The 21,225-nt window shown below is 46.6% G+C and carries 20 protein-coding genes; 9 read left to right on the top strand and 11 right to left on the bottom strand.

What is annotated here, in order from left to right; all coding sequences use genetic code 11:
• Nucleotides 1-5: 5 nt before the first annotated feature.
• Together dapB and NDI33_RS19145 are read left to right on the top strand one after the other, a co-directional pair.
• Nucleotides 6-836 carry a 4-hydroxy-tetrahydrodipicolinate reductase gene (gene dapB, locus NDI33_RS19140; protein ID WP_190413020.1) on the top strand — a complete coding sequence of 277 codons (831 nt, stop codon included), beginning with the start codon at nucleotides 6-8 and terminating at the stop codon, nucleotides 834-836.
• A gap of 83 nt (nucleotides 837-919) precedes the next feature.
• Nucleotides 920-1,624: a phosphate ABC transporter permease gene (locus tag NDI33_RS19145; protein WP_190413019.1), complete on the top strand. Its 705-nt coding sequence runs from the start codon at nucleotides 920-922 to the stop codon at nucleotides 1,622-1,624.
• A gap of 40 nt (nucleotides 1,625-1,664) precedes the next feature.
• Here NDI33_RS19145 and NDI33_RS19150 read toward each other — a convergent pair whose 3' ends face one another.
• The 7 genes from NDI33_RS19150 to NDI33_RS19180 all read right to left on the bottom strand — a co-directional run bounded on the left by NDI33_RS19150 (nucleotide 1,665) and on the right by NDI33_RS19180 (nucleotide 7,265).
• Entirely contained in the window at nucleotides 1,665-2,294 is a 630-nt protein-coding gene (locus NDI33_RS19150; RefSeq protein ID WP_190413018.1) for a precorrin-8X methylmutase, read from the bottom strand.
• A gap of 303 nt (nucleotides 2,295-2,597) precedes the next feature.
• On the bottom strand, nucleotides 2,598-3,401 hold the full coding sequence (locus NDI33_RS19155; RefSeq protein WP_190413017.1) for a TPM domain-containing protein: 804 nt from the start codon (nucleotides 3,399-3,401) through the stop codon (nucleotides 2,598-2,600).
• Between the two features lie 271 nt (nucleotides 3,402-3,672).
• The gene (locus NDI33_RS19160; RefSeq protein ID WP_190413016.1) at nucleotides 3,673-4,320 is read right to left on the bottom strand and encodes a rhomboid family intramembrane serine protease; all 648 of its coding nucleotides are present in this window, start codon (nucleotides 4,318-4,320) and stop codon (nucleotides 3,673-3,675) included.
• A gap of 26 nt (nucleotides 4,321-4,346) precedes the next feature.
• On the bottom strand, nucleotides 4,347-4,865 hold the full coding sequence (locus tag NDI33_RS19165) for a DUF948 domain-containing protein (RefSeq protein WP_190413015.1): 519 nt from the start codon (nucleotides 4,863-4,865) through the stop codon (nucleotides 4,347-4,349).
• The gene (locus NDI33_RS19170) at nucleotides 4,862-5,230 is read right to left on the bottom strand and encodes a YtxH domain-containing protein (RefSeq protein WP_190675134.1); all 369 of its coding nucleotides are present in this window, start codon (nucleotides 5,228-5,230) and stop codon (nucleotides 4,862-4,864) included. Before NDI33_RS19170 ends, NDI33_RS19165 begins: the two co-directional genes overlap by 4 nt.
• A 130-nt stretch (nucleotides 5,231-5,360) precedes the next feature.
• The gene (locus tag NDI33_RS19175) at nucleotides 5,361-5,696 is read right to left on the bottom strand and encodes a hypothetical protein (RefSeq protein WP_190438529.1); all 336 of its coding nucleotides are present in this window, start codon (nucleotides 5,694-5,696) and stop codon (nucleotides 5,361-5,363) included.
• Nucleotides 5,697-5,996: 300 nt separating this feature from the next.
• Nucleotides 5,997-7,265 (bottom strand): HhoA/HhoB/HtrA family serine endopeptidase, encoded by a 1,269-nt coding sequence (locus NDI33_RS19180; protein ID WP_190413012.1) that lies wholly within the window; start codon nucleotides 7,263-7,265, stop codon nucleotides 5,997-5,999.
• 375 nt (nucleotides 7,266-7,640) lie between these two features.
• On the opposite strand from NDI33_RS19180, the gene NDI33_RS19185 reads away from it, so the two are divergent.
• From NDI33_RS19185 to NDI33_RS19195, 3 genes are all read left to right on the top strand, one after another.
• Nucleotides 7,641-8,102, top strand: coding sequence for a DUF2127 domain-containing protein (locus NDI33_RS19185; RefSeq protein ID WP_347275882.1), 462 nt, complete (start codon nucleotides 7,641-7,643; stop codon nucleotides 8,100-8,102).
• Nucleotides 8,103-8,321: 219 nt separating this feature from the next.
• The gene (locus tag NDI33_RS19190; RefSeq protein ID WP_190429733.1) at nucleotides 8,322-9,059 is read left to right on the top strand and encodes a hypothetical protein; all 738 of its coding nucleotides are present in this window, start codon (nucleotides 8,322-8,324) and stop codon (nucleotides 9,057-9,059) included.
• 300 nt (nucleotides 9,060-9,359) lie between these two features.
• Entirely contained in the window at nucleotides 9,360-11,621 is a 2,262-nt protein-coding gene (locus NDI33_RS19195; protein ID WP_190675138.1) for a fused MFS/spermidine synthase, read from the top strand.
• A gap of 36 nt (nucleotides 11,622-11,657) precedes the next feature.
• On the opposite strand, the gene NDI33_RS19200 is transcribed toward NDI33_RS19195, so the two are convergent.
• From NDI33_RS19200 to acpP, 4 genes are all read right to left on the bottom strand, one after another.
• Nucleotides 11,658-11,918 (bottom strand): hypothetical protein, encoded by a 261-nt coding sequence (locus NDI33_RS19200; RefSeq protein WP_190413006.1) that lies wholly within the window; start codon nucleotides 11,916-11,918, stop codon nucleotides 11,658-11,660.
• Between the two features lie 567 nt (nucleotides 11,919-12,485).
• The gene (gene tkt, locus NDI33_RS19205) at nucleotides 12,486-14,498 is read right to left on the bottom strand and encodes a transketolase (RefSeq protein ID WP_190675140.1); all 2,013 of its coding nucleotides are present in this window, start codon (nucleotides 14,496-14,498) and stop codon (nucleotides 12,486-12,488) included.
• A 286-nt stretch (nucleotides 14,499-14,784) separates the two neighbouring features.
• A complete protein-coding gene (gene fabF, locus NDI33_RS19210) occupies nucleotides 14,785-16,038 on the bottom strand; it encodes a beta-ketoacyl-ACP synthase II (protein WP_190675142.1) in 1,254 nt (417 codons plus the stop codon).
• A gap of 205 nt (nucleotides 16,039-16,243) precedes the next feature.
• The gene (acpP, locus tag NDI33_RS19215; RefSeq protein WP_190413002.1) at nucleotides 16,244-16,495 is read right to left on the bottom strand and encodes an acyl carrier protein; all 252 of its coding nucleotides are present in this window, start codon (nucleotides 16,493-16,495) and stop codon (nucleotides 16,244-16,246) included.
• A 380-nt stretch (nucleotides 16,496-16,875) separates the two neighbouring features.
• Here acpP and NDI33_RS19220 point away from each other — a divergent pair, with 380 nt between their 5' ends.
• The 4 genes from NDI33_RS19220 (at nucleotide 16,876) to NDI33_RS19235 (ending at nucleotide 20,842) form a co-directional block, all read left to right on the top strand.
• Nucleotides 16,876-17,781, top strand: a complete 906-nt coding sequence (locus tag NDI33_RS19220; RefSeq protein WP_190413001.1) for a CoB--CoM heterodisulfide reductase iron-sulfur subunit B family protein — start codon at nucleotides 16,876-16,878, stop codon at nucleotides 17,779-17,781.
• 220 nt (nucleotides 17,782-18,001) lie between these two features.
• The gene (locus tag NDI33_RS19225; RefSeq protein ID WP_190536626.1) at nucleotides 18,002-18,487 is read left to right on the top strand and encodes a hypothetical protein; all 486 of its coding nucleotides are present in this window, start codon (nucleotides 18,002-18,004) and stop codon (nucleotides 18,485-18,487) included.
• 548 nt (nucleotides 18,488-19,035) lie between these two features.
• Entirely contained in the window at nucleotides 19,036-19,743 is a 708-nt protein-coding gene (locus tag NDI33_RS19230) for a response regulator transcription factor (RefSeq protein WP_190412999.1), read from the top strand.
• 1 nt (nucleotide 19,744) lies between these two features.
• Nucleotides 19,745-20,842 carry a HAMP domain-containing sensor histidine kinase gene (locus NDI33_RS19235; RefSeq protein ID WP_190675144.1) on the top strand — a complete coding sequence of 366 codons (1,098 nt, stop codon included), beginning with the start codon at nucleotides 19,745-19,747 and terminating at the stop codon, nucleotides 20,840-20,842.
• The last annotated feature ends 383 nt before the right edge of the window (nucleotides 20,843-21,225 follow it).

Genomic DNA, 21,225 nt, shown 5'->3' on the forward strand with positions numbered 1-21,225 from the left:
AAATCATGGCAAATCAACAGTATCCGATTCCCGTTGTCGTCAACGGTGCGGCTGGAAAAATGGGTCGCGAAGTCGTCAAAGCCGTTGCTCAAGCAGACGATATGACTTTGCTGGGGGCAATCGATCGCTCTTTGGAATACCAGGGTCAAGACGTTGGAGAAGTGGCGGGTTGCGAACCCTTAGAAGTTCCCATTGTCAGTGACTTACAAGGGATGCTGGTGCTAGCGACCCAGGAAAAACAACAGGGCGTTATGGTTGATTTTACTCATCCTGACTCAGTTTATGAAAATGTGCGGACTGCGATCGCTTACGGCATCCGACCTGTGGTTGGCACAACTGGACTTAGCCCGCAGCAAATCCAAGAGCTTGCTGAATTTGCCGACAAAGCCAGCACGGGTGCCCTGATTATCCCCAACTTTTCCATTGGCATGGTGTTACTACAGCAGGCAGCTGTCCAGGCGTCCCAATACTTTGACCACGTTGAAATTATCGAGTTACACCACAACCAAAAAGCCGACGCTCCTAGCGGTACCGCCCTTCAAACTGCCCAGATGTTAGGCGAACTGGGTAAAACCTACAATCCACCGACGGTAAAAGAAACTGAAAAACTACCCGGTGCTAGAGGTAGCCAAGCCGATGAGGGGATTCGCATCCACAGCGTTCGCCTACCCGGTCTCATCGCTCATCAAGAAGTGATGTTTGGGGCACCGGGTCAAATTTATACCCTACGCCACGATACTTCAGATAGGTCTTGCTATATGCCTGGTGTTCTTCTCGCCATCCGCAAAGTTATCCAGCTCAAATCCCTAGTCTATGGGTTAGAAAAGATACTATAAGTGGCTAATCCCTAATCGAAGGAGCGAAGGATTGCTCTTAAACAATTAGCCATCCTTCAATTAGCAATTCGCTTTTGAACAATATGTTAGTCCCATTAACGCGCAAGAAATTTGAAGACTTGATTCCCCAGATTGCCACTGGCCCGCAGTATGCGTACTGCTGGGGCAAGTTCCCAGACTTTTTAAAGCGATTGCTAATTTCTGTAGTAGCTGTGGTGGTGGTTTTACTCGTCGGCAAGTTTTTGCTGGGCGAGGATCTGAGCGCGATCACCTTTTTTCTGGGAATCATTGCGGGTCTTTACTGGTTGTGGGCACCCGTCTATTGGGCGAGTCTCCGGAATGCTTCTTATCGCCGCTACGCCTACAGTGGATTCTGGCGGGGTGAAGTCGTGGATATCTTTGTTTCTGAAGAGTTGATTGGCGAAGAGCAAACCGTCAACAATCGCGGGCAACTAGTGATTGTTGAAAATCGAGAGCGTCGGTTGAACATCGAAGTTGGGGATGAAACCGGATTTACGACCCAGATGCAAGTACCGCTTCGCCGCATCCATAAAGCAGTTAAACCCGGTCAAGTTGCTGAGATGGTCGTGCTGTCCAATCAAAAAGACTTGGGTCGGATTGCCAAGGTGACAGACATTTATATTCCCAGTCAGAATCTCTGGGTGAGTGACTATCCTTATCTGCGGCGAGACTTTTTTGAGGATGTCAGCCGTCAGTTAGGAGACAATGACGATGTTTCCTATCCTGAAGACCGTACTCCTAAGCGTAGGCGATCGCGTCGCCCTTGAATCGAGAACCGGCTAATGGCTAATGCCCGCCTCCCTGCCCTTAGCCGACACCATTCGTATCCTGCCCATAAGCTTGCCATGCTAAGTCAACTAAACCATTGACAATCGCCGCTGCTACCACCGCACTACCTTTACGTCCATCAATTCGGATGTGAGAAACTAGCGAATCATTCAGCCGTTCCTTGGCAACATCCACATCCACAAATCCCGAAGGCGTGCCAATCACCAATGCTGGTCGAATTTCTTCTGCCTCAATTAGCTCGACCAGGGAAATGAGAGCCGTCTGAGCCTGACCTACCACAAAAATTCCTTCTGGATAGCGTCTAGCGAGGGTTTCAATTCCCCAGGCAGCGCGGCTTTTGTCTTTTTGGGGCCGCGTTAGGGCTTCCATACTGCAATACACCGGATTAGCAAAAGTACTTTGGATCGTGGGGCTAATGCCGACTTGCACCATTGGCACATCTACCACGATGGTACTACGGGCTGCCAAAGCAGCTGCGCCAGCTTGGAGTGCCCGCTCAGAAAAGCGAATTAAAGACCGATATTCAAAGTCAGCGGTTGCGTAAATGACTCGACGCACAATCTCAAATTCCGCTGGTGAGAAGATGTGGTCGCCAATTTCTCGGTCAATGATTGCCAAACTTTGGGCATCCGTTACGTGCCATTCCATAGCGATTCGCTTTCAGCTTTTAGCTATCAGCTTACCAGCTAGCAGTCCGAAATGATTTTTGAAAACCAAAAGAGTGTTATTAAACGACAAAGAAATAAAGGAAGAGAAAGAAGATAGAAAGATGTTATGAAATCTTCTTGCTGTATGCAGGTATGTTAAGCAATTCGTTAAAAAATATCTGACAAATCAAATAGGATTGCGATATCAGCTTTTTCCGGGCAAGAGGTGTGAGGGGATGCCTCTTGCCTCTTGCCCTCATTCTCTGGCAAAGCCTGGAAATATTCTAGCCACTGACGGATTTTTTCAAGTTTCCGGAGCCGAAGACTGAACGATCATTGGTGATAGGTAAGCGACTAAAGCACCGATGAAAAAACCGGCGAAGTTGCGAAACAGGGGCAACCACTCCGAGGTGCGAGTGACAACGGGGCCGAGACCAAAAGCAATGAATAGAATTCCCCACAAGGGAGAGAATATTAAAGCCCACTGCCATGCAAAAATTTGTCCCTCTTTGCGGGGTACAGCGGCAAAGCCGCAGATAATTCCGCCCACAATGGAGGTAATTAGAGTGAGAATCCACTGTTCTCTGGGCAGTCCGGGTACAACCCGGCAACCTCCCTGACGCAGACAGGTTTGAATGGTTTCTAATGATTGAATGATGGCTTGGTCTTCGCCATTTTCGCGCACGAAGTAGAGATTGCCGAAGCGCGTTTGCAACTCAATCCAGAAGGTTCGGGGCATGAGTTTATAAGCGTCATCGCCTACATTAAAGTTGAGAATATTACCGCCGCGTTGGTCGGCAACCAGCAACACGCTTTTATTATCCAAGCTCCAATAATCTTTTAAGGCAAGACCAGGGGTGCGGTCGTATTGAGTTAATACCCGCAGCTTCCAACCTGTTTCTGCTTCAAAACTCTCTATGTTTTTGACCAATCCCTCTTCCTGAATATTTGTCAAGGCTTTGGCTAAGTCAATGATCGGGGTAGGAGTCTCCGGCAGTAAGTCGGGATTGTTATAGGCGTGAGCAACGGGAGCGATCGCCCAAATGGACAAAGCCAGGAAAAATGCGACTAAAGATGCCACAATTCGTTGTTTAGGAAGAGGCTTCATTGGCAGTTCGGTTTCTTTAAAAGCGAATGGGTTAGGTAAACTAATATTTCTTTACACTTGTTTACCATATTTTAATACAAGGAGTCTCTAGGGGTATCTATTCAGGAGGGGAGAGGGAAAAGGACTAAGGATAAGGACTGAGGGCTTAGGGAAAAGGGGAGAGGGAGGAGAAAAAAGGGGTGATTCCATGCCAGCTTTGATGTTGCATGGAATCACCCCTGACTCTTGTGCTGCTCTGGTGCGATGTCTAGTGCGATGTCTACTGCACTAACTAAGTTTTCCGAAACCGGGTGGGGTCAAGCCGCATCAAACCCATAATCAGCGCTACTCCTACAACAGCGCCTCCTAAGTGAGCAAAATGGTCTACCCCGTCTTGAATCCCAGTTTGTTGAAATTCAAAGAACACTCGCTCAATCACAAACTGACCCAAAATCAGGACTTCCAAGACTTTGCGCCAATTCCAGCTCAACTTAATCAACACGCTGACCGCGAATAAGCCAAAGACGGCTCCCGAAGCCCCTAAAGAATAGATTGGCCCATGCTGGAAAAGCCAACTCATCAGACTAGCGCCCAGTCCGCAGATGATGTAGGAAGCGACCACCCCGAAGATCCCTTCCTCTTCCTCAACTAGGCGACCAAAGATATAAAGAAAAAATAGATTTCCCGACAAGTGCGCCCAGCTGGCATGACAAAACATCGCCGTGAAGAACTGATAAAAGGCTGGGCGGGCATGATTGAGATATAAACCTTGAAGATTGAGGCTGAGAATATGGTCAGCAATAAAGATAACTAGGTTGATCAAAATCAGGGCAAAAACACCGTTGTATTGGGTGTTTCGTCTGCGGTTTGATGAACGATCCTCTAGTAGCAAGTCAGTTGCAGAATCGGTCGGTTCTGAGTTTCCCTGATTCTTTCTCATAGCTGGTATTCTCAACGGCATCTGTATTAATAATCTTCTGAGTCTGACGACTCCCACTCCTGATAATTTTTATGAGAAGTGGAGGCATTTTCAGTGTCTTGATAAGAATCACCGTATCCACGAGGCTCAAAACCATTTCTTTGCCCTGGTGGCAAACGATCGATTGACCTGCGCCCTCCCGTAGGACGCTTGAAAGTTTTCCAAGCAGCTTTCACACCGGCAAAGACGCTGCGGGTGCCAACTTGCACGTTTTGAGCCTGCTTCTTAGCACCGCTAATGCTTTGATCGACTTGTTTAACAACTTGACTGGCGCTCTTGACGCCTTCATTGACATCATCTGTCAAGTCACTAATTTCCAAACCCGTCAGGCGAATTGATTCTAGTGTGGGGGGCATTTCTCGGTTTAGCGTATCTGCTAACTTTTCTACGCTGCGAGCTGCCCGCGCTAATTCTTGTACCGCTGGCAGCAGCGATACTAAGACGGCAGCTAAGCTAACCGCCACCAGTAAAACCGACAATCCTAACCAAAATAAGGGTTCAGTCACTCTTGCGATCGCCTATCGTCTGTGGTTACAAGGGGGCGTGCATCAGCCTGGACTTCTTCATCCATGATTTGTTTGAGTGCTTCTTGTTCGCGTGCAGAGGCTTCAATTCCAGCAGCGAGCGCCTGTTTTAATCTCAAAAGCGTTTCATCCCAGTTTCGCAGTGCTGATTCTGAGAGGCGGTCAGCTTGCAGTTGCACGCTGGTCGATAGGTCTTCGGCTAATTCTGGTAGGGCATCGGCAGATTTTTTTAACAGCCGCCGCGTGTCTCGGCCTGTACGAGGGGCAACCAATAATCCGGTAATGGTTCCAAGAGCGCTGCCTAGCAGCAGACCACCAATAAATGATCCAGCACGGTTGTTTGACATTTTCTAGTCTCTATGTCTTAATTCCAATTTTAGGCAGTTTTCCTTAATCCGTCGTTGGTACAGGCAACAATACGAGTACCTTCGGAAAAAGAAAATCGCCCTTATCTTAACAGCAGTGGTTTGGGTAGTTTCAACTTCTGCGCCAGAAGCGCTGCGTTATTCCTATCGACTTTGGCTTATTCCGCAGCCACAGTTTTTGTCCCAAACCGAACAATGCCAAAATTTTTTGCACCCGTTGTAGTTGAGGATCGAGTTGCTGATATCGCTCTGTGAGCCGATTAACCCCAAGCTGACCTTTAGAAAGAGTTTTGGGGGCACCCCGTAACACTTTATAAGTATTCCGTTCGGCCGCGAGTACAATCTTTGTAATTTTTGCCAGACGCGATCGCAGTTTTCGGATTTTCCAGGCAACATACAACAGCATCAGCGAGAGCAGCACATTGAAACCCACAACAATTGTCACCATCTCTCTTCCTGAAAGCACCTAGCCTCTTTAGTTTGACTCATCTACCGCTTTTTGAGCGTTCATTTCCTGCTTCATCAACCCCTAAGCACTACCTTGCTAGTAGGTAGTGCTTAGGGTTGGATAATTTTCTGAGTTGAGGAGACTTGAAAGATCGTGAATTTATTAACCTCCCATTCCCGATCTAGGGGCGTATTTGCGCCATTCCCTTATGGAATCTGATAATACATACAAAAAGGATGGGCAAAATACCCATCCTCAGAAACCTTGTCTTACTGACTGATTGAGAAAGCTATTAACACACTACTCGCTCTGGGTTGGGAGAGCCGCAGTGGTTACAGGTAGGTTAATCGTTTGCCCATTCCGAAGCACCTCCATCTGTAAACTACTGCCCACCTGGCTCCTTTCTACTTGCTGTTGTACTGTGTCTGTGTCTGTGACCAATTGACCGTTGATTTTTTGGATAACATCTCCCGTGCGTAACCCTGCATTGGCAGCGGGGGAGTTTCGCATGACTCTGACGACAAGAATGCCGCGATCCGCATTGATATTCACGCGACTGTTGGAATCTTCATTGATTTGCTGTTTGACTTCAGGCGTGAGTTTCACCATCTGGATGCCCAGATAAGGATGTTGCACGTTGCCAGTCGTCGCCAGCTGATTGCCAATGCGTTGAGCGGTATTGATAGGAATCGCAAAGCCTAATCCTTGGGCACCCCGGATAATCGCTGTATTCATCCCAACCACTTCACCTTTGGCGTTCAGCAGTGGCCCGCCTGAGTTACCCGGATTAATCGCGGCATCTGTTTGGATAAAGTTTACCCGCTTATCGGGAACGCCGACTTGAGAGCTAGAGCGTCCGGTGGCACTGATAATCCCTGTTGTGACGGTATTATCTAGACCCAAGGGGTTACCGATAGCGATCGCCCATTCCCCAGGTCTCAGCCGATCTGAATCACCCAAACGCACCGTCGGCAGATTATCCGCCTGAATTTTAACGATGGCGACATCTGTTACCGGATCTGTACCCATCACCTTACCTGTAAAGGTGCGCCCATCCTTGAGAATGACGTTTACAGTGTCGGCACCAGCGACTACATGGGCATTGGTGAGAATTTGACCATCCGTATTGATAATAAAGCCCGATCCCGTACCCCGTTCCACTCGCTCTTGTGGGCCAGTCGGTAACTCAGCGCCAAAGAACCTGCGGAAGAGGGGGTCATTGAAAGCGTCAGGGAGTTGTTGTGTCACCGTGCGGGAAGAATTAATCCGCACCACTGCTGGTCCCACCTTGTCCACAACTTCTGTAACAAAGTTAGTGTCTGTGCTAAGTGGTAGTTGTGCCTGAGCAACCGCAACTCCTGGGGTTAGAGACACTTTAGAAGTAGACTCCTTGGAGGACAGCAGGGTATTTGACCCCAGATAGCCGCCTGAGAAGGTGACACCAGCTCCCAGCAGCACCAGCGATACATAGGTGGCTGCCTTTTGCCAGGGTTTAGGTGCCGAAGCGTCAAATCCTTTCTGGTTGGGTTGCCTGGAATTATAATCGCTATCTTGCTGTTTGCTTTTCATTGTTGACACCTGCGACAAGGAAGTTAAAATTCTGTACGCTTGGCTCTGGTGAAGACAGCTCTGTTATCCGCTGGTTTACCAAGTGCGTCCGCGTGAAAACGCTATGTAAATTTGCCTGTATAGATGCTTTGTTTAACATCTCTACATCTCTTAATTTAGACATCTCATGTGACGTGCTTGTGACGTTGATGTTGCACTCTAATGAAAATTCTTGGGGCTGGAGAGGAGATATCTACTTTTTGGAATACCTCTCAAAGGAGCAGCTTTGCCCCACTCGCCCGCATACGATCAAACGTAAGCGAGTGCCTAATTGTTCGGGTGTTCCAGAAGCGGCTGACTCATTCACCAAAATCACGGGTAATTCATGTGAAAAATATTACTAAGCGCCCACCGGGTTTAGTGGCAATCGTTATTTACAAAATCTTCAGTGCTTTACTGCTTGCGGTGATTGCGATCGCTTTAGGATTAACAGTCAAAGAACATCAGCTTTTGGTTGATTTTTCAGAATCTTGTGCTTTAGAAGGTAAATTAGACATTATTAAATGGACTCTGGACAAGATTTTAAATTTTAACCCTAAAACTTTGCAGTTTACCAGCATAGCTGTTGGACTATACGCGATTTTAACTGCGATTGAGGGAATCGGTCTTTGGTATCAAAAAGGTTGGGCAAAAATATTAGTTTTGGTACTGGTAGGGATTAGTATTCCACCTGAAATTTTTGAGCTATTCCGCAGAATATCGCTACTAAAGCTAGCAGTTTTTTTGGTAAATTTAGCTGTGTTTTGGTATTTGTTGCGTCATTCACTCTCTACCCGCGATGATGGGCAATCGCAGTAAAAATTGAAATCCGGCTTGAGCAGACAGCGATCGCTAACTTTAAAATCCCAGATTGGATATTTTTGATTAAAAGTTACTTGACTTAATTTAGCTGACCCCTGTTCTGACAGCTTTAGGAAGCGTTTACATGGTAGCCAGCCTTTTTAGACCCTACTCAGAAATTGGACTGTTATGATGGACTGACAATCCAGCAGTTTATATTGGCTATTTTCTGACTCTATGAACCGTTTAAAAGCTGAAGTTGTCCCTAAACCAAAAATCCAAACGTACCTAATCCGCTTGATGTATGACTTATATACCCAGTATTACGATGGCAGCAGTTGGGAAATTTTTCAACAGGATTTGAGTAACAAAGATTATGTAATCCTGCTGTGGAATGAAGAGGAAAAACTTCAAGGTTTTTCCACACTGGCGATTCTTTCGTTTGAATTTGAAGGAAAGCCGAAACGTGCTATTTTCTCCGGCGATACGATTATCCATCATCAATATTGGGGAGAACAAACCCTGCCATTGGCGTGGTGTCGTCTGGCTGGGAAGATTAAAGGCGAAGCAATGGAGCAACCTTTATATTGGTTTCTAATTGTTAAGGGATACCGGACGTATCGCTACTTGTCGGTATTTGCCCAACGTTTTTATCCGACTTGGCGATATCCAACGCCAGTAAATTATCAGGCGTTGATGGATTACCTAGCTCAGACAAAATTTGGAGATGACTACGATCCTGCGAGTGGGTTAATTCGCTTTCCCTCGTCGCTAGGGCATTTGCGAGGAAGCTGGGCAGAGATTAAAGAAGGATTTCAGCATAAACCAGATGTGCGCTACTTTTTAGAACGGAATCCAGAATATTACAAAGGACATGAATTGGTGTGCTTGATGGAGTTGAGCGAGGAGAATATGCGATCGCACGCTCAACGCGGCTTCCTAGAAGGCTTGAGGGATGCGCGCAGTGAGGGATGAAGGGATAGAGCGCGATCGCTAGTTGAACCGACGCGCCAAGACGATATCTGCATCAGTTATGAGTTGGTGCAAAATCACAACGAATTGACTGATTTTACCTTTGAGAAAAAGTGGGAAATCGGCCAAAAATGGAAGCTGAATTTGACATAAGTATACATTAAAAAAAATAAGTCAAGATTAAACGAATTAATAGAATAAAAACTGGATTTTTTTAATTAGCTATACAAACTGAATTGCATTGTGGGCTGTTGCAAATATAATTAATGTAAGCCTCAGCTATCTACCAAAGGAGCAGTGCTTTTGATTATTCTTTTTTCTTTCACCCTTTTTGTTAGTGCTTTCCTCCTTTTCTGGGTACAATTGATGATTGCCAAGATGATTCTGCCTTTATTAGGCGGATCTCCATCAGTATGGAACACTTGCCTATTCTTTTTCCAAGTAATTTTATTACTAGGTTATGGCTATTCCCACATCACAACGAGTTGGTTTGGGGTTCGCCACCAAGCTGTTATTCACACTATTTTTCTGCTATTACCAATAGCCTTTTTACCCGTTACTCCTGCTAAGAATTGGATTCCTCCTCATGATGCCAATCCTATCCCTTGGCTGTTAGTTTTGCTGCTTTTTTGTGTCGGATTTCCCTTTTTTGTGGTTGCTACCAGTGCGCCTTTAGTGCAAAAGTGGTTTGCTGAGACAGGACACCCAGCGAGTTCCGATCCTTATTTCCTCTATACTGCGAGTAACCTGGGCAGTATGTTAGGGGTTCTCAGCTACCCCATCTTAATTGAACCAAATTTTTCGCTGACACACCAAAGTTGGCTATGGACAATCGGTTACGGATTATTGGTTTTGCTCACTCTAGGATGTGCAGTATGCCTATGGCGATCGCCTGAAAAATTCAACAGTTTACAAGCGGGTAACGCCGGGTTTATTCAAAATGCTTCTGGGGACGCCAATGTAGGCAACAAATCCGCGCTTACAGAAGAAACTCCCACGATTCGACAGAAAGCACAATGGGTATTACTATCATTTTTACCCTCTAGTTTACTTCTAGGAGTTACCACTTATCTAACGACAGACATTGCAGCAATTCCGCTTTTGTGGGCAATTCCTTTAGCGATTTATCTATTAACATTTATTTTAACTTTTGCCCGTAAACCACTTTTGCCTCATAAAGTTTTAGTGGCAATTTTACCTTTATGGTTGACTATACTAATAATTTTATTTTTAATTCAGGTGATGCAGCCAATATGGGTATTATTTCCCTTACATTTGGCAGGATTTTTTGTGGCGGCTTGTGTTTTTCATGGAAAATTAGCTCGAAGTCGTCCCAGTACGCAGTATCTCACTAATTTTTATCTGTGGATTTCTGTCGGGGGTGTCCTCGGCGGATTATTTAATGCAATCGCGGCTCCGCTTTTATTTCAATCTGTCCTGGAGTATCCTCTGATTATGGTACTTTGTCTCCTCCTTATGCAAACTTCTAAGGAGGCAGACGATCCCCTATCTAACCTACAGCGACGTTTAACTTTTCCCATCAGTTTAGGTCTTTTAATCGGCACTTTGCTGGTTGGTTTTACTGGCAAGAATTTTACGAATAACCTGATAGGCGACCTTATCGGTTTTAGCATCCTAGCTGGCATTTTTTACGCCTTCAAGCTACATCCAATCTGGTTTGGTTTAGGCTTAGTTTTGGTTGTTTTAATTAGCCAGTTTTCGATAGGAACTCTCGGTGGTATTCTCGATACCGAACGCAGCTTTTTTGGCGTCTATCGGGTTTTAGATGATAGGCGCGGCAGCTATCATAGTCTTTTGCATGGAACGATCCTGCATGGGAAACAAAGTCTCGACCCAAAACGGCACAATGAACCTTTAACTTATTTTTATCCTACTGGTCCCATTGGGCAATTATTTAGCTCTTTGAATCAAACAAAACCTCCAAAAAATGTTGCGGTGCTAGGGTTGGGAATTGGGACGCTAGCTGCGTACTCAGAATTGGGGCAACAATGGACTTTTTATGAAATCGATCCGACTATTGAAAGGTTAGCTCGTGACACTCGTTACTTCACCTTTTTACAGAATTCAAAAGCGCCATTATCTGTAGTTTTAGGGGATGCTCGGTTGCGATTTACTGAAGTTCCAGATAATCGCTATGACCTGATTTTCATGGATGCTTTCAGCTCGGATTCAGTCCCCATCCACCTAATAACGAAAGAAGCCATTCAGCTTTACTTGAGTAAGTTAGCTAAAGAAGGGTTAATTGTCATTAACATTTCTAATCGATTCCTGAATCTTGAGCCGGTTTTGGGCGCTTTAGCTCAGGATTTAGGATTGTCTACATTGAGGCAGAGAGAAGCAGATATTTCTGAATCTGAGCGGGAAATCGGGAAATCTCCTTCTCACTGGGTGCTATTTGCTCGTAATCAAAAAGATTTGGGCAATCTCGTCAGTGACTCGCGCTGGCAACCCATCCCGGAAACAAAATCAGCGCCTCTGTGGACAGATGATTTTTCTAATATCTTCCGAGTATTACGTGCCTTTGCAGCTAGAAAAGCCGGGTGAATGACAGATGCGATGCGATCGCACGCCGTCTACAATCTACCGTAGCTGCCGTAATACTTTGATTTGTGAGGTGTTGAGTGTGGATGAGTTGGCAAAAGCATCGAGATAAGGAGGCTGATTCAAATAAATTGATTGAGGCGCTGTCTCGGTAGCCATTCTCTTGGCTTTTTCTTTAATTGATTTGAGTACCAGACGAACGACCCATGAAGAGAGTTGTGGATTTTCATCTATTTCGGTCATCAGAGCATCTAAATCGTTAACAATCGCCATCATTGGGTAGTTAAGGTCTTTTTGCATGACTTTCGCTCTTTATTTTCAATATTTGCTCGATTTACGCCTAAATCGCTCAGATTGAGCGATCAGCGTGTTCTCGTTGCGGTACTTACTTAAAATAAAAAACTTTCGCATAGCCCACAATCGTTGTTGTGTCACTCTCTTAGCCGACTTTCTACCCTGATGCTATTTCTGTGTTGTTTTTTAGCCGATGTAGTTGGCTACTCCTTGCTGTATCAACACTTGCGGCTTGGGGAAAAACGAGCGATCGCATTTTAAAGTCCAAACACGACCACCTCTGGCAGTAGACAATTCCTTAACCGGCACACGCAATCAAATCTGAAAACGTCTTTCCCTCAAAGACTATCCAAAATCCTGAAACCCTTAAAAAATCATAGGTTGGATAAGAGCGCCAGCGTTACCCAACAAAACTTACCAGCTCTAGGTTTTGTGACCTCAACCCAGCCTACAAATCCGAGATTTGTCAGTCAATCACTTTGATAGGGGTGAGCATTGTCCCTACTTAACTCAGATACTAATAAAAAAGGGTGGACTTTTCAGTCCACCCGACAAGAGATTATTACTTAGGTATTAGCCCAACAGAGCCTTCGCCTTCGCTACTACGTTCTCAACATTGAAGCCGAACTTCTCTAGAGCAACTGGCCCTGGAGCAGAAACGCCAAAGCGGTCAATGCTAATCATCGCGCCTTCATTTCCGAGGTAACGGCACCAGCCGAAACTAGAAGCGGCTTCTACAGCTAGGCGCTTAGTGACAGCCTTGGGTAATACAGATTCCCGGTAAGCTTCATCCTGCTCGTCGAACAACTCCCAGCTGGGCAGGGAAACGACACGGACTTTCTTCCCTTCACCGCGCAACTGGTCTGCTGCCTTGGCGCAAAGTTGCAGTTCGCTTCCGTTGCCAATCAAGATAATCTCAGGCGTGCCATCGCTATCGGAAAGGATGTAACCACCCTTAGTGGTGCCTTCAATCGAAGTGCCAGCCAAGTTGGGCTGTGCTAAACGAGACAGCGCCAGAAGGGTCGGACGATGCTGGTTAGCTGCCTCAATCGCCACTTTATAACAACCAGAGGTTTCGTTTCCATCAGCAGGACGCATTACCGTTAGCTGGGGAATAGCCCGCAGGGAGGCAATCGTTTCCACAGGTTGGTGAGTAGGGCCATCTTCACCTAACTGGATTGAGTCGTGGGTCATTACCCAGATCACGCCCGCATGAGAGAGCGCTGAGAGACGAATTGCTGCCCGCATATAGTCAGCAAAGACTAAGAAGGTTGCCCCATAGGGAATCAAACCTGTGCCGTGCAGAGCAATGCCATTACAAATCGCTCCCATACCGTGTTCGCGGACGCCAAAGCGCAGGTTGCGATTTTCGTAGTGACCTTTGAGGAAGTCGCCAGAACTCTTTATTAAGGTCATGCAGGAACCAGCCAAGTCAGCTGAACCACCCAAGAGTTCGGGTAAAATTCCAGCTAGAGAATTCAAGCATTTTCCAGAGTGATTGCGGGTAGCATCTGCTTTGTCTTCTGGGGTGTAGGTGGGGAGAACTTTGTCCCAACCTTCTGGCAGTTTGTTGCTAATTAGCCGTTCTAATTCAGCAGCTTCCTCTTCATATTTGGCTTTGTAATTTTCCCAGTTTTTATTCCACTCTTCCTCATACTTAGCACCGCGCTCGATTGCCTTGCGCCAATGGTTGAGGGCATCTTCTGGAACTTCAAAAGGCTCGTATTCCCAACCCAGATGCTCGCGAGTTGCTTTCACTTCATCCCCACCCAAGGCAGAACCATGTACGCCGTGGGTGTTGGCTTTATTGGGAGAACCGTAACCAATGGTAGTGGCAACTTTAATTAATGAAGGCTTATCAGTAACAGCTTTAGCGGCTTCAATTGCTTTGTGAATTGCCTCTAGGTCGGTGTTGCCGTCTTCTACGGTTAGGACGTGCCAGCCGTAGGCTTCATAGCGCTTGCCGACATCTTCTGTGAACGATAAATCGGTGTGACCGTCGATGGTGATTTTGTTGTCATCGTACAGGGCAATCAGTTTGCCCAGCCCCAGGTGTCCGGCTAGAGAACAAGCTTCGGCAGAGACGCCTTCTTGGTTGCAACCATCACCCAAAATCACATAAGTGTAGTGGTCTACGATCGTATGATCGGGCTTGTTAAATTTAGCTGCTAGGTGAGCTTCAGCCATTGCTAAGCCTACAGCGTTAGAAATTCCTTGACCGAGGGGACCTGTAGTGACTTCTACGCCTCGAGTCATGAAGTTTTCCGGGTGACCGGGAGTTTTCGATTCCCACTGCCGGAACTGCTTGAGGTCTTCAATCGTTAAATCTTCGTAACCAGTTAAATACAGTAAGGCGTACTGTAACATGGAGCCGTGACCGGCAGAGAGGACGAAGCGATCGCGATTGAACCATTTGGGATTTTTTGGGTTATACCGCATAAAGCGGTCCCAAAGCACAAATGCCATTGGAGCCGCGCCCATCGGTAGCCCTGGATGCCCTGATTTTGCCTTCTCTACGGCGTCAATCGCCAGAAAGCGGACGGAGTTAATACAAAGTTCTTCGAGTGATTGGGTTGCAACGGCCATAATCTCTTCTACTTAACGACGGTTTAGCACGCTAATTGGCTGAGCGGGAAGTTGAATGCTCTGGATCGCCCTAAGCACCCATTAACCGATCATCCCATTAGCCGGATGGATGGGCAAGTCGTGGGCAGTATTAAGGGATCGCCATTCCATCGAAATAGGTGGTCTTGCTTACCCCATCTCGATTCGGAATGGGAGATCCCGTACTTTGTGAGAAACACGATAAATTATAAAGGGTGAAGGATTAAATTTTTTTCCTTCACCCGACCCGCTGATATTTTTATCGCCCCTATCTGTACTTTTTAAATGCGAGTGTCACGTTGTGACCGCCAAACCCGAAAGAGTTCGACAGCGCCACCTCGACGGTTTGAGAGCGACTTTTGTTGGGTACATAATCCAGGTCACAACCCGGATCGGGGTTTTCCAGGTTGATGGTAGGAGGGATCTGGTCTTGGGCGATCGCCATCACCGTAGCAACTGCTTCAATCCCGCCAGAACCCCCTAGCAGGTGCCCCGTCATCGATTTGGTGGAGCTAACCGCCACTTTGTAGGCAACACTCTCACCTAAAGCTTTTTTGATTGCTGCTGTCTCAGTCACATCGTTGGCTGGTGTGCTGGTTCCATGAGCATTGACGTAGCTAACTCGATCGGGAGCCAATCCTGCATCTTTCAAAGCTAGCTGCATGGCTCTACTAGCTCCTTCACCACCTGGAACGGGTGCAGTCATATGGTAGGCATCGCAAGTCATGCCGTAGCCGACAATTTCTGCATAAATCCGAGCGCCACGGCTTAAGGCGTGTTCCAGTTCTTCCAAAACTAAAATGCCAGCGCCTTCACCCATGACAAAGCCATCGCGATCGCGATCAAAAGGACGACAAGCATGAGCCGGGTCGTCATTGCGCGTCGAAAGTGCCCGTGCTGAAGAAAATCCAGCCAACGATAAAGGTGTCACGGCGGCTTCGCTGCCACCACAAATCATCGCTTGGGCATATCCCCCTTGAATCAGGCGAAAGGCATCTCCCACCGCGTTAGAGCCAGAGGCACAGGCTGTCACCGGGCAAGAGTTTGGCCCTTTGGCACCCGTGTGGATTGCCGTTAAACCCGCTGCCATGTTGGCAATCATCATGGGAATCATAAACGGGCTACAGCGGTCGGGACCACGACTCAAGTAGATTTCTTGCTGGTCTTCCAACACTTTAAGACCGCCCACCCCGCTGCCAATGATGACGCCGACTTGTTCTGCGTTCAGCTCATTAATGACAAATTGAGAGTCTGCGATCGCCTGCTTGCTCGCAGCTACCGCAAATTGAGCAAAGCGATCCATCCGCTTTGCTTCCTTACGCTCCAGGTATTTGTGGGGGTCAAATCCCTTGACTTCACCAGCGATGCGACAATCATGCCGGGAAGGATCGAACAATGTAATCGGACCAATGCCATTTGTGCCGCTCAACAACCCTGACCAATAATCTGTCAAAGTGTTGCCTATCGGTGTAATCGCGCCGAGACCTGTTACAACAACGCGCTTCCGTTCAAAATTTGTCATTATGCCAGTAATAGATGGGTTTTGCACCCAAAACGCAAAACAGTAATAGGACCGAGGAAAGAAGACTCAGAACTAAGTATCTATTGTTATTTTCAACTTAGGACTTCCCTGTGGGCGAGTTTTGCACCGAGTTTTAATTAGTTTTAATTAACGCGCCCGAAGAAAATTCTTCTTTACCCGCCCCTACAGCATTCAGCACGATTATTTATGCCGAAGCCGCCACTTTGCCACTGATGTAGTCCACAACGGCTTGAACGGTGGCAATTTGCTCAGCTGCCTCGTCTGGAATTTCGATATCAAACTCTTCTTCCAATGCCATTACGAGTTCAACCGTATCGAGGGAATCCGCTCCCAGATCGTTAGCAAAGTTAGCTTGTGGCGTGACTTCGTCGGGTGCAACCTCCAGTTGTTCCGCCACAATCTTCTTGACTCTTGCAAAAATTTCCTCTTGGCTCATATTGATCCTCTACCCATTCCCTCAAGCTATGTTCTTAGGGTTATACGGTTCTAAGCATCTCTTCATCTTATCTGAAAGAGGGGACAACAAAAGCGATAGATAGTCGCTTCTCCAAGTGGCACTGTTCTATTGAAACTTAAACGAATGTCACCAGTTGCCCCCAGTATGGGATGGACAAGCGATGATAGGGGTAAAGGGAGTACTGAGAACTGTTAGCGTAGAGGCGTGAAAGTGCGGACTGAGTGAAAAAAAGAAAAAAGTAATTTTTTGCTCCTCCTGATTCCTGACATTCCTCTGCTCAGTCCAAGCTAACGCCCCGCTACGCTAACAGTCCTGAAATTCTCAGTCCTTCTGAATTGCCTTTGGTCTTTCGTCAAAATATGGCATCCCCAACTCTTAAATATGCTTACTTTCCCGGCTGCGTTGCTCAAGGCGCTTGCCGGGAGCTTTACCAGTCTACAGCAGCCCTCACCCAAGCCCTGGGCATCGAACTGATTGAGCTAAAAAAAGCTGCTTGTTGTGGTTCTGGTACCTACAAAGAAGATTCTCAACTGCTAGAAGATACGGTAAACGCTCGCAATATTGCTCTAGCAGAAGAACTGAATCTGCCGTTGTTAACCCATTGCAGTACCTGCCAGGGCGTAATTGGTCATGTGGATGAGCGTTTGAAGGACTCCCAACAATCAAACCCGGCTTATATAGAACAGGTGAATGGCTTACTGAAGAAAGAAGGCTGTTCTCCTTATCAAGGCAATACAGAAGTCAAACATCTGCTTTGGGCATTAGTCGCCGATTATGGACTAGAGGAGTTGCAAAATCGAGTTAGCCGCAAACTAGCTGGCTTGAAGTGTGCGGCATTTTATGGCTGCTATTTGCTCCGCGCCCAAACTCATATCCCCTATGACGACCCTCTCCAACCCGAATCGATGGAAAATGTGTTTCGGGCAGTAGGGGCGACGCCAGTTTACTACCGAGGACGCACCCAGTGTTGTGGATGGCCTCTTTCCAGCTATGCCACCACGCAATCTTTCAAGATGGCTGGGTCGCACATTCAAGAAGCCCTCGATGCAGGTGCTGATTGTATGGTGACGCCTTGTCCCCTGTGCCATCTAAATCTCGACTCTCGTCAACCGGAGGTTGAAAAAACGATCGGGCATAAGTTAGGTTTGCCAGTGCTGCATTTACCCCAGTTAATTTCTCTGGCGCTGGGGATTAGCCCGAAGCAGCTCGGTTTGGATAGACATATTGTCTCGACTCATCCAGTGTTGGAAAAATTGGGCTTTTAGGGGATAGGGTGGGCTACTTTATTCCTTGTATCGGTGTCGTCTAAGTTTAGAAAATTCACCACTTTGATTGTTTCCTAGAAACTGTCTCGGCGGCTTGGCAGCGCGAGGCAGTTTCTACAAAATCTGACAAATTTGATGTGACATGACAAAGGGTTTCAGGTTAAAAGAATGTTAGGCGTCGGCATAAGTTTATAATTCCGATTAGGGATTGAAATAAGCGATGGATTTTGAACCAGAAGTTACTGCAACCTCAATTCCCGAAGCAACTGAATTTGCTGAACCACCAGAGCGAAGCGCCTTTGGAGCTGCCACGCTAACACCTTTGGAGTTTCTGCGAGACACCGAAGGGTTGCTGCGACGCAAAACCTTAGCAACTCTGTCGCCGGTGTTGCCGCCGCCAGTGGCAATCAGTTTGCAAGATGCTTCCGAGGTGGCTGATGAATCTCTCAACCAACTGGCAGAGATTGACTTGGATGAAATCAGCGATGAGGAATTGAAACCAGCTCGTATTCTAATTGGTTTGACTTTTTCGGGATTTGGGGCGCTTTTTCTGGTTTTGTTGCTGCTTTATCTGTATCTCTTGCATCCAGAACTTAGCCCTGTTGAGCAGGTGCGGGAACATTGGTATCAGTATATTTGGTTTGTCTGTTTGGGCGTTGCCGGAATGATGATGCTAGGTCGAGAGGCAATGCGTCCAAAAGATTAAAAATTAAATTCCTTAATTCTTAATTATCAGGGTTCTGAAAGTAACCATTGTGGCTAAACCAAATATTCAAAAAGTAACCGCTATAGCTAAAGCAAATATTAAACTTATCCAAGTAGCTTAGCTCAATATTACAAGCTTCTCAACTCCCGGAAGCCTTGTCTTTGATTGCCCAACGCTGGGGCTATGTTAACGTTCGGTAGCGCGTTTTCACCATTTGCACTACAGCGGCTTGAACTCTAGCGAGGTACAAAATGATAGGCTAAAATCCTTGCTGAGTCTGAGTTTGGTGTATTCGCACGAGAAAGAAGCACGATCGATTGGAGCCTATCAAAGCCCCGAATTCCCCTTAGAACTATCGAAGTATTGAGAATCTCAGAAGGAACTGGTTTAACATTACTTAGCTTAGGATTGAGTAAGTTAAGGTTTCATAGTTTATCATCACTGAATCCAATCCTTGCAGAATTATTTGCTGGTTCTGCACCAGATGGATGAATTTAAAATGACATAGAAAGAATTTTTTTATTATCTTTATATGTTTCTTGAGCAATATGGATATTTTGATTGTTGAGGATGAACCGGAAATTGCTAAACTCATCCAAATAACTTTAGAAAAAGAGGGGTTTTCCTGTCATCTGAGTCGCGATGGTCTGAGAGCTTTACAAGTTTTTCAAGAGCAACAACCAGATTTAATCATTCTCGACTTGATGTTACCGGGTTTGGATGGCCTGGAAGTGTGTGCCAGAATACGGCAGAAACCAGGAGCGAAAGATCCCTATATTTTGATGCTAACGGCTAGAGGGGAAGAAATTGACCGGGTAATCGGTCTGTCTACGGGTGCTGATGATTACCTTGTCAAGCCGTTCAGCCCTAGAGAACTGGTTGCCAGAGTTCGGGCGTTACTGCGGCGTAGCCTGCGTCAGGGCGGACAACATCAGGTTTATCGCACTCAGCATTTCACGGTTGATGTAGAGCAGCACTCTGCCTCTCGTCAACTGAGTCCCCATCCTTGGGAAGCACTTGATTTGACTACCTTAGAATTTAATCTCTTAACAACCTTTATCAGTCATCCCAGTCGCGTCTGGAACCGAACGCAACTCATTGAGAAGCTTTGGGGGAACGATTTTTTTGGCGATGAACGGGTGGTGGATACTCATGTGGCTCGGTTGCGGAAAAAAATTGAACCAGACCCAGCGAATCCTACCTTTATTAAGACAGTAGTTGGTGTGGGCTATAAGTTTGAAGATTCACCTCTATAAAATGCCCCGGAATAAAATGGGACTGCGATCGCGCTTGTTTCTTTCCCATCTCTTAGTAATGATGGTAGGAGTGGGTAGTCTACTCGTTATCAGTAAACTGTCTTCTCCCCGCTTCTTTATCGTCCAACTCGAACAAATCGAGGTCAGCGGCATACAGGTACGCTATGCTCGCAGGCAGCTGGTGAGAGGGTTTGAAACAGCCTGGAGTCGCAGCACGTTCTTGTCATTTATCGCGGGTGCTACAGCTGCTGGTGGCTTGAGTTACTGGGTATCTCGCCGAATTACCCAGCCTTTGACCCAGATGGAACAAATTACCCGCAAGTTTGCTGCTGGGCATCTAGATGAGCGACTACCAAAAAGTGAAATTCCCGAACTCAACCGCCTGGGTTCTAGTTTTAACCGCATGGCGTCTAGTCTTGAAGGTGTGGAACAGCGGCGGCGAGAACTGATTAGCGACCTGACCCATGAACTCCGAACGCCCCTAACTGTAATTCGCGGATACCTGGAGGAGATGGCTGATAGCAGGATTGAACCATCGCCAGAGATTTACCAGCGCTTGGTGAGGGAAACAATCCGGCTAGAACGGTTAGTCAACGATTTGCAAGAACTCTCTAAGGCAGAGGCGGGTTATTTACCAATAAATCTCCAGACGGTCAATCTACGACCTTTATTAGAGTCCCTGTTGGAAAAATTTTCTGACCAAGTGCTGGACGATGGGCCGGTGCTGCGCTTAGACTGTCCGCCCCAGTTGCCCCCGGTCTTAGCGGATATTGACCGTGTGGAGCAGGTTCTGGTCAATTTGTTGGGAAATGCGCTGCTATATACCAGTGCTGGTTCGATTACGGTCAAAGCTTGGAATGAACCAAAACGCCTCTGGATTGCGGTGGTGGATACGGGTCAAGGAATTGCACCAGAGGATTTGCCCCATATCTTTGAGCGATTTTGGCGGGCTGAACAGTCTCGAAGCCAAAATTCTAGAGGAACCGGCATCGGTTTAGCGATTTCCTCCCGGTTGCTCGAATTGCAAGGCGGTCAGATTGAAGTAGAAAGTGAACTGGGAAAGGGTAGTACGTTTCGTTTTTTCTTGCCTTTAGCTTGACGGTCATACTTGAGCTAATGGCTGTATGGGGCTTTTGTTGAAGCGCTCAATTTTTATAGATTTCCGGACTAACGCACTGTTGCTTGTTGCGCTTTCTACTGCCTACGGTTGGAGGGAACGTGTGTAATCTCGGAATTGCTTGCGTAAATGGCAAAGCAAGCGTTGATAAGTAATAGAGCGACCTAGCAAAGCAAAAATTAACTTTAGCAACAACCTTGATGGTTCGTTACTAGATCCTTGAATTATGAATTTTCGACATAACTTGCTCCTGTTGTTGGCATAACAGGCTTTGCCTCTGAGAAGGGGAGAAAATGCCTTAGTGCTAAGTTTTGTTAAGCAATAAAAATTCTCGATCTCTGGTATGGGAATGCTCAATAGAGAGA

The sequence above is a fragment of the Trichocoleus sp. DQ-A1 genome (assembly GCF_039961955.1).
Classification (GTDB): domain Bacteria; phylum Cyanobacteriota; class Cyanobacteriia; order Cyanobacteriales; family FACHB-T130; genus FACHB-T130.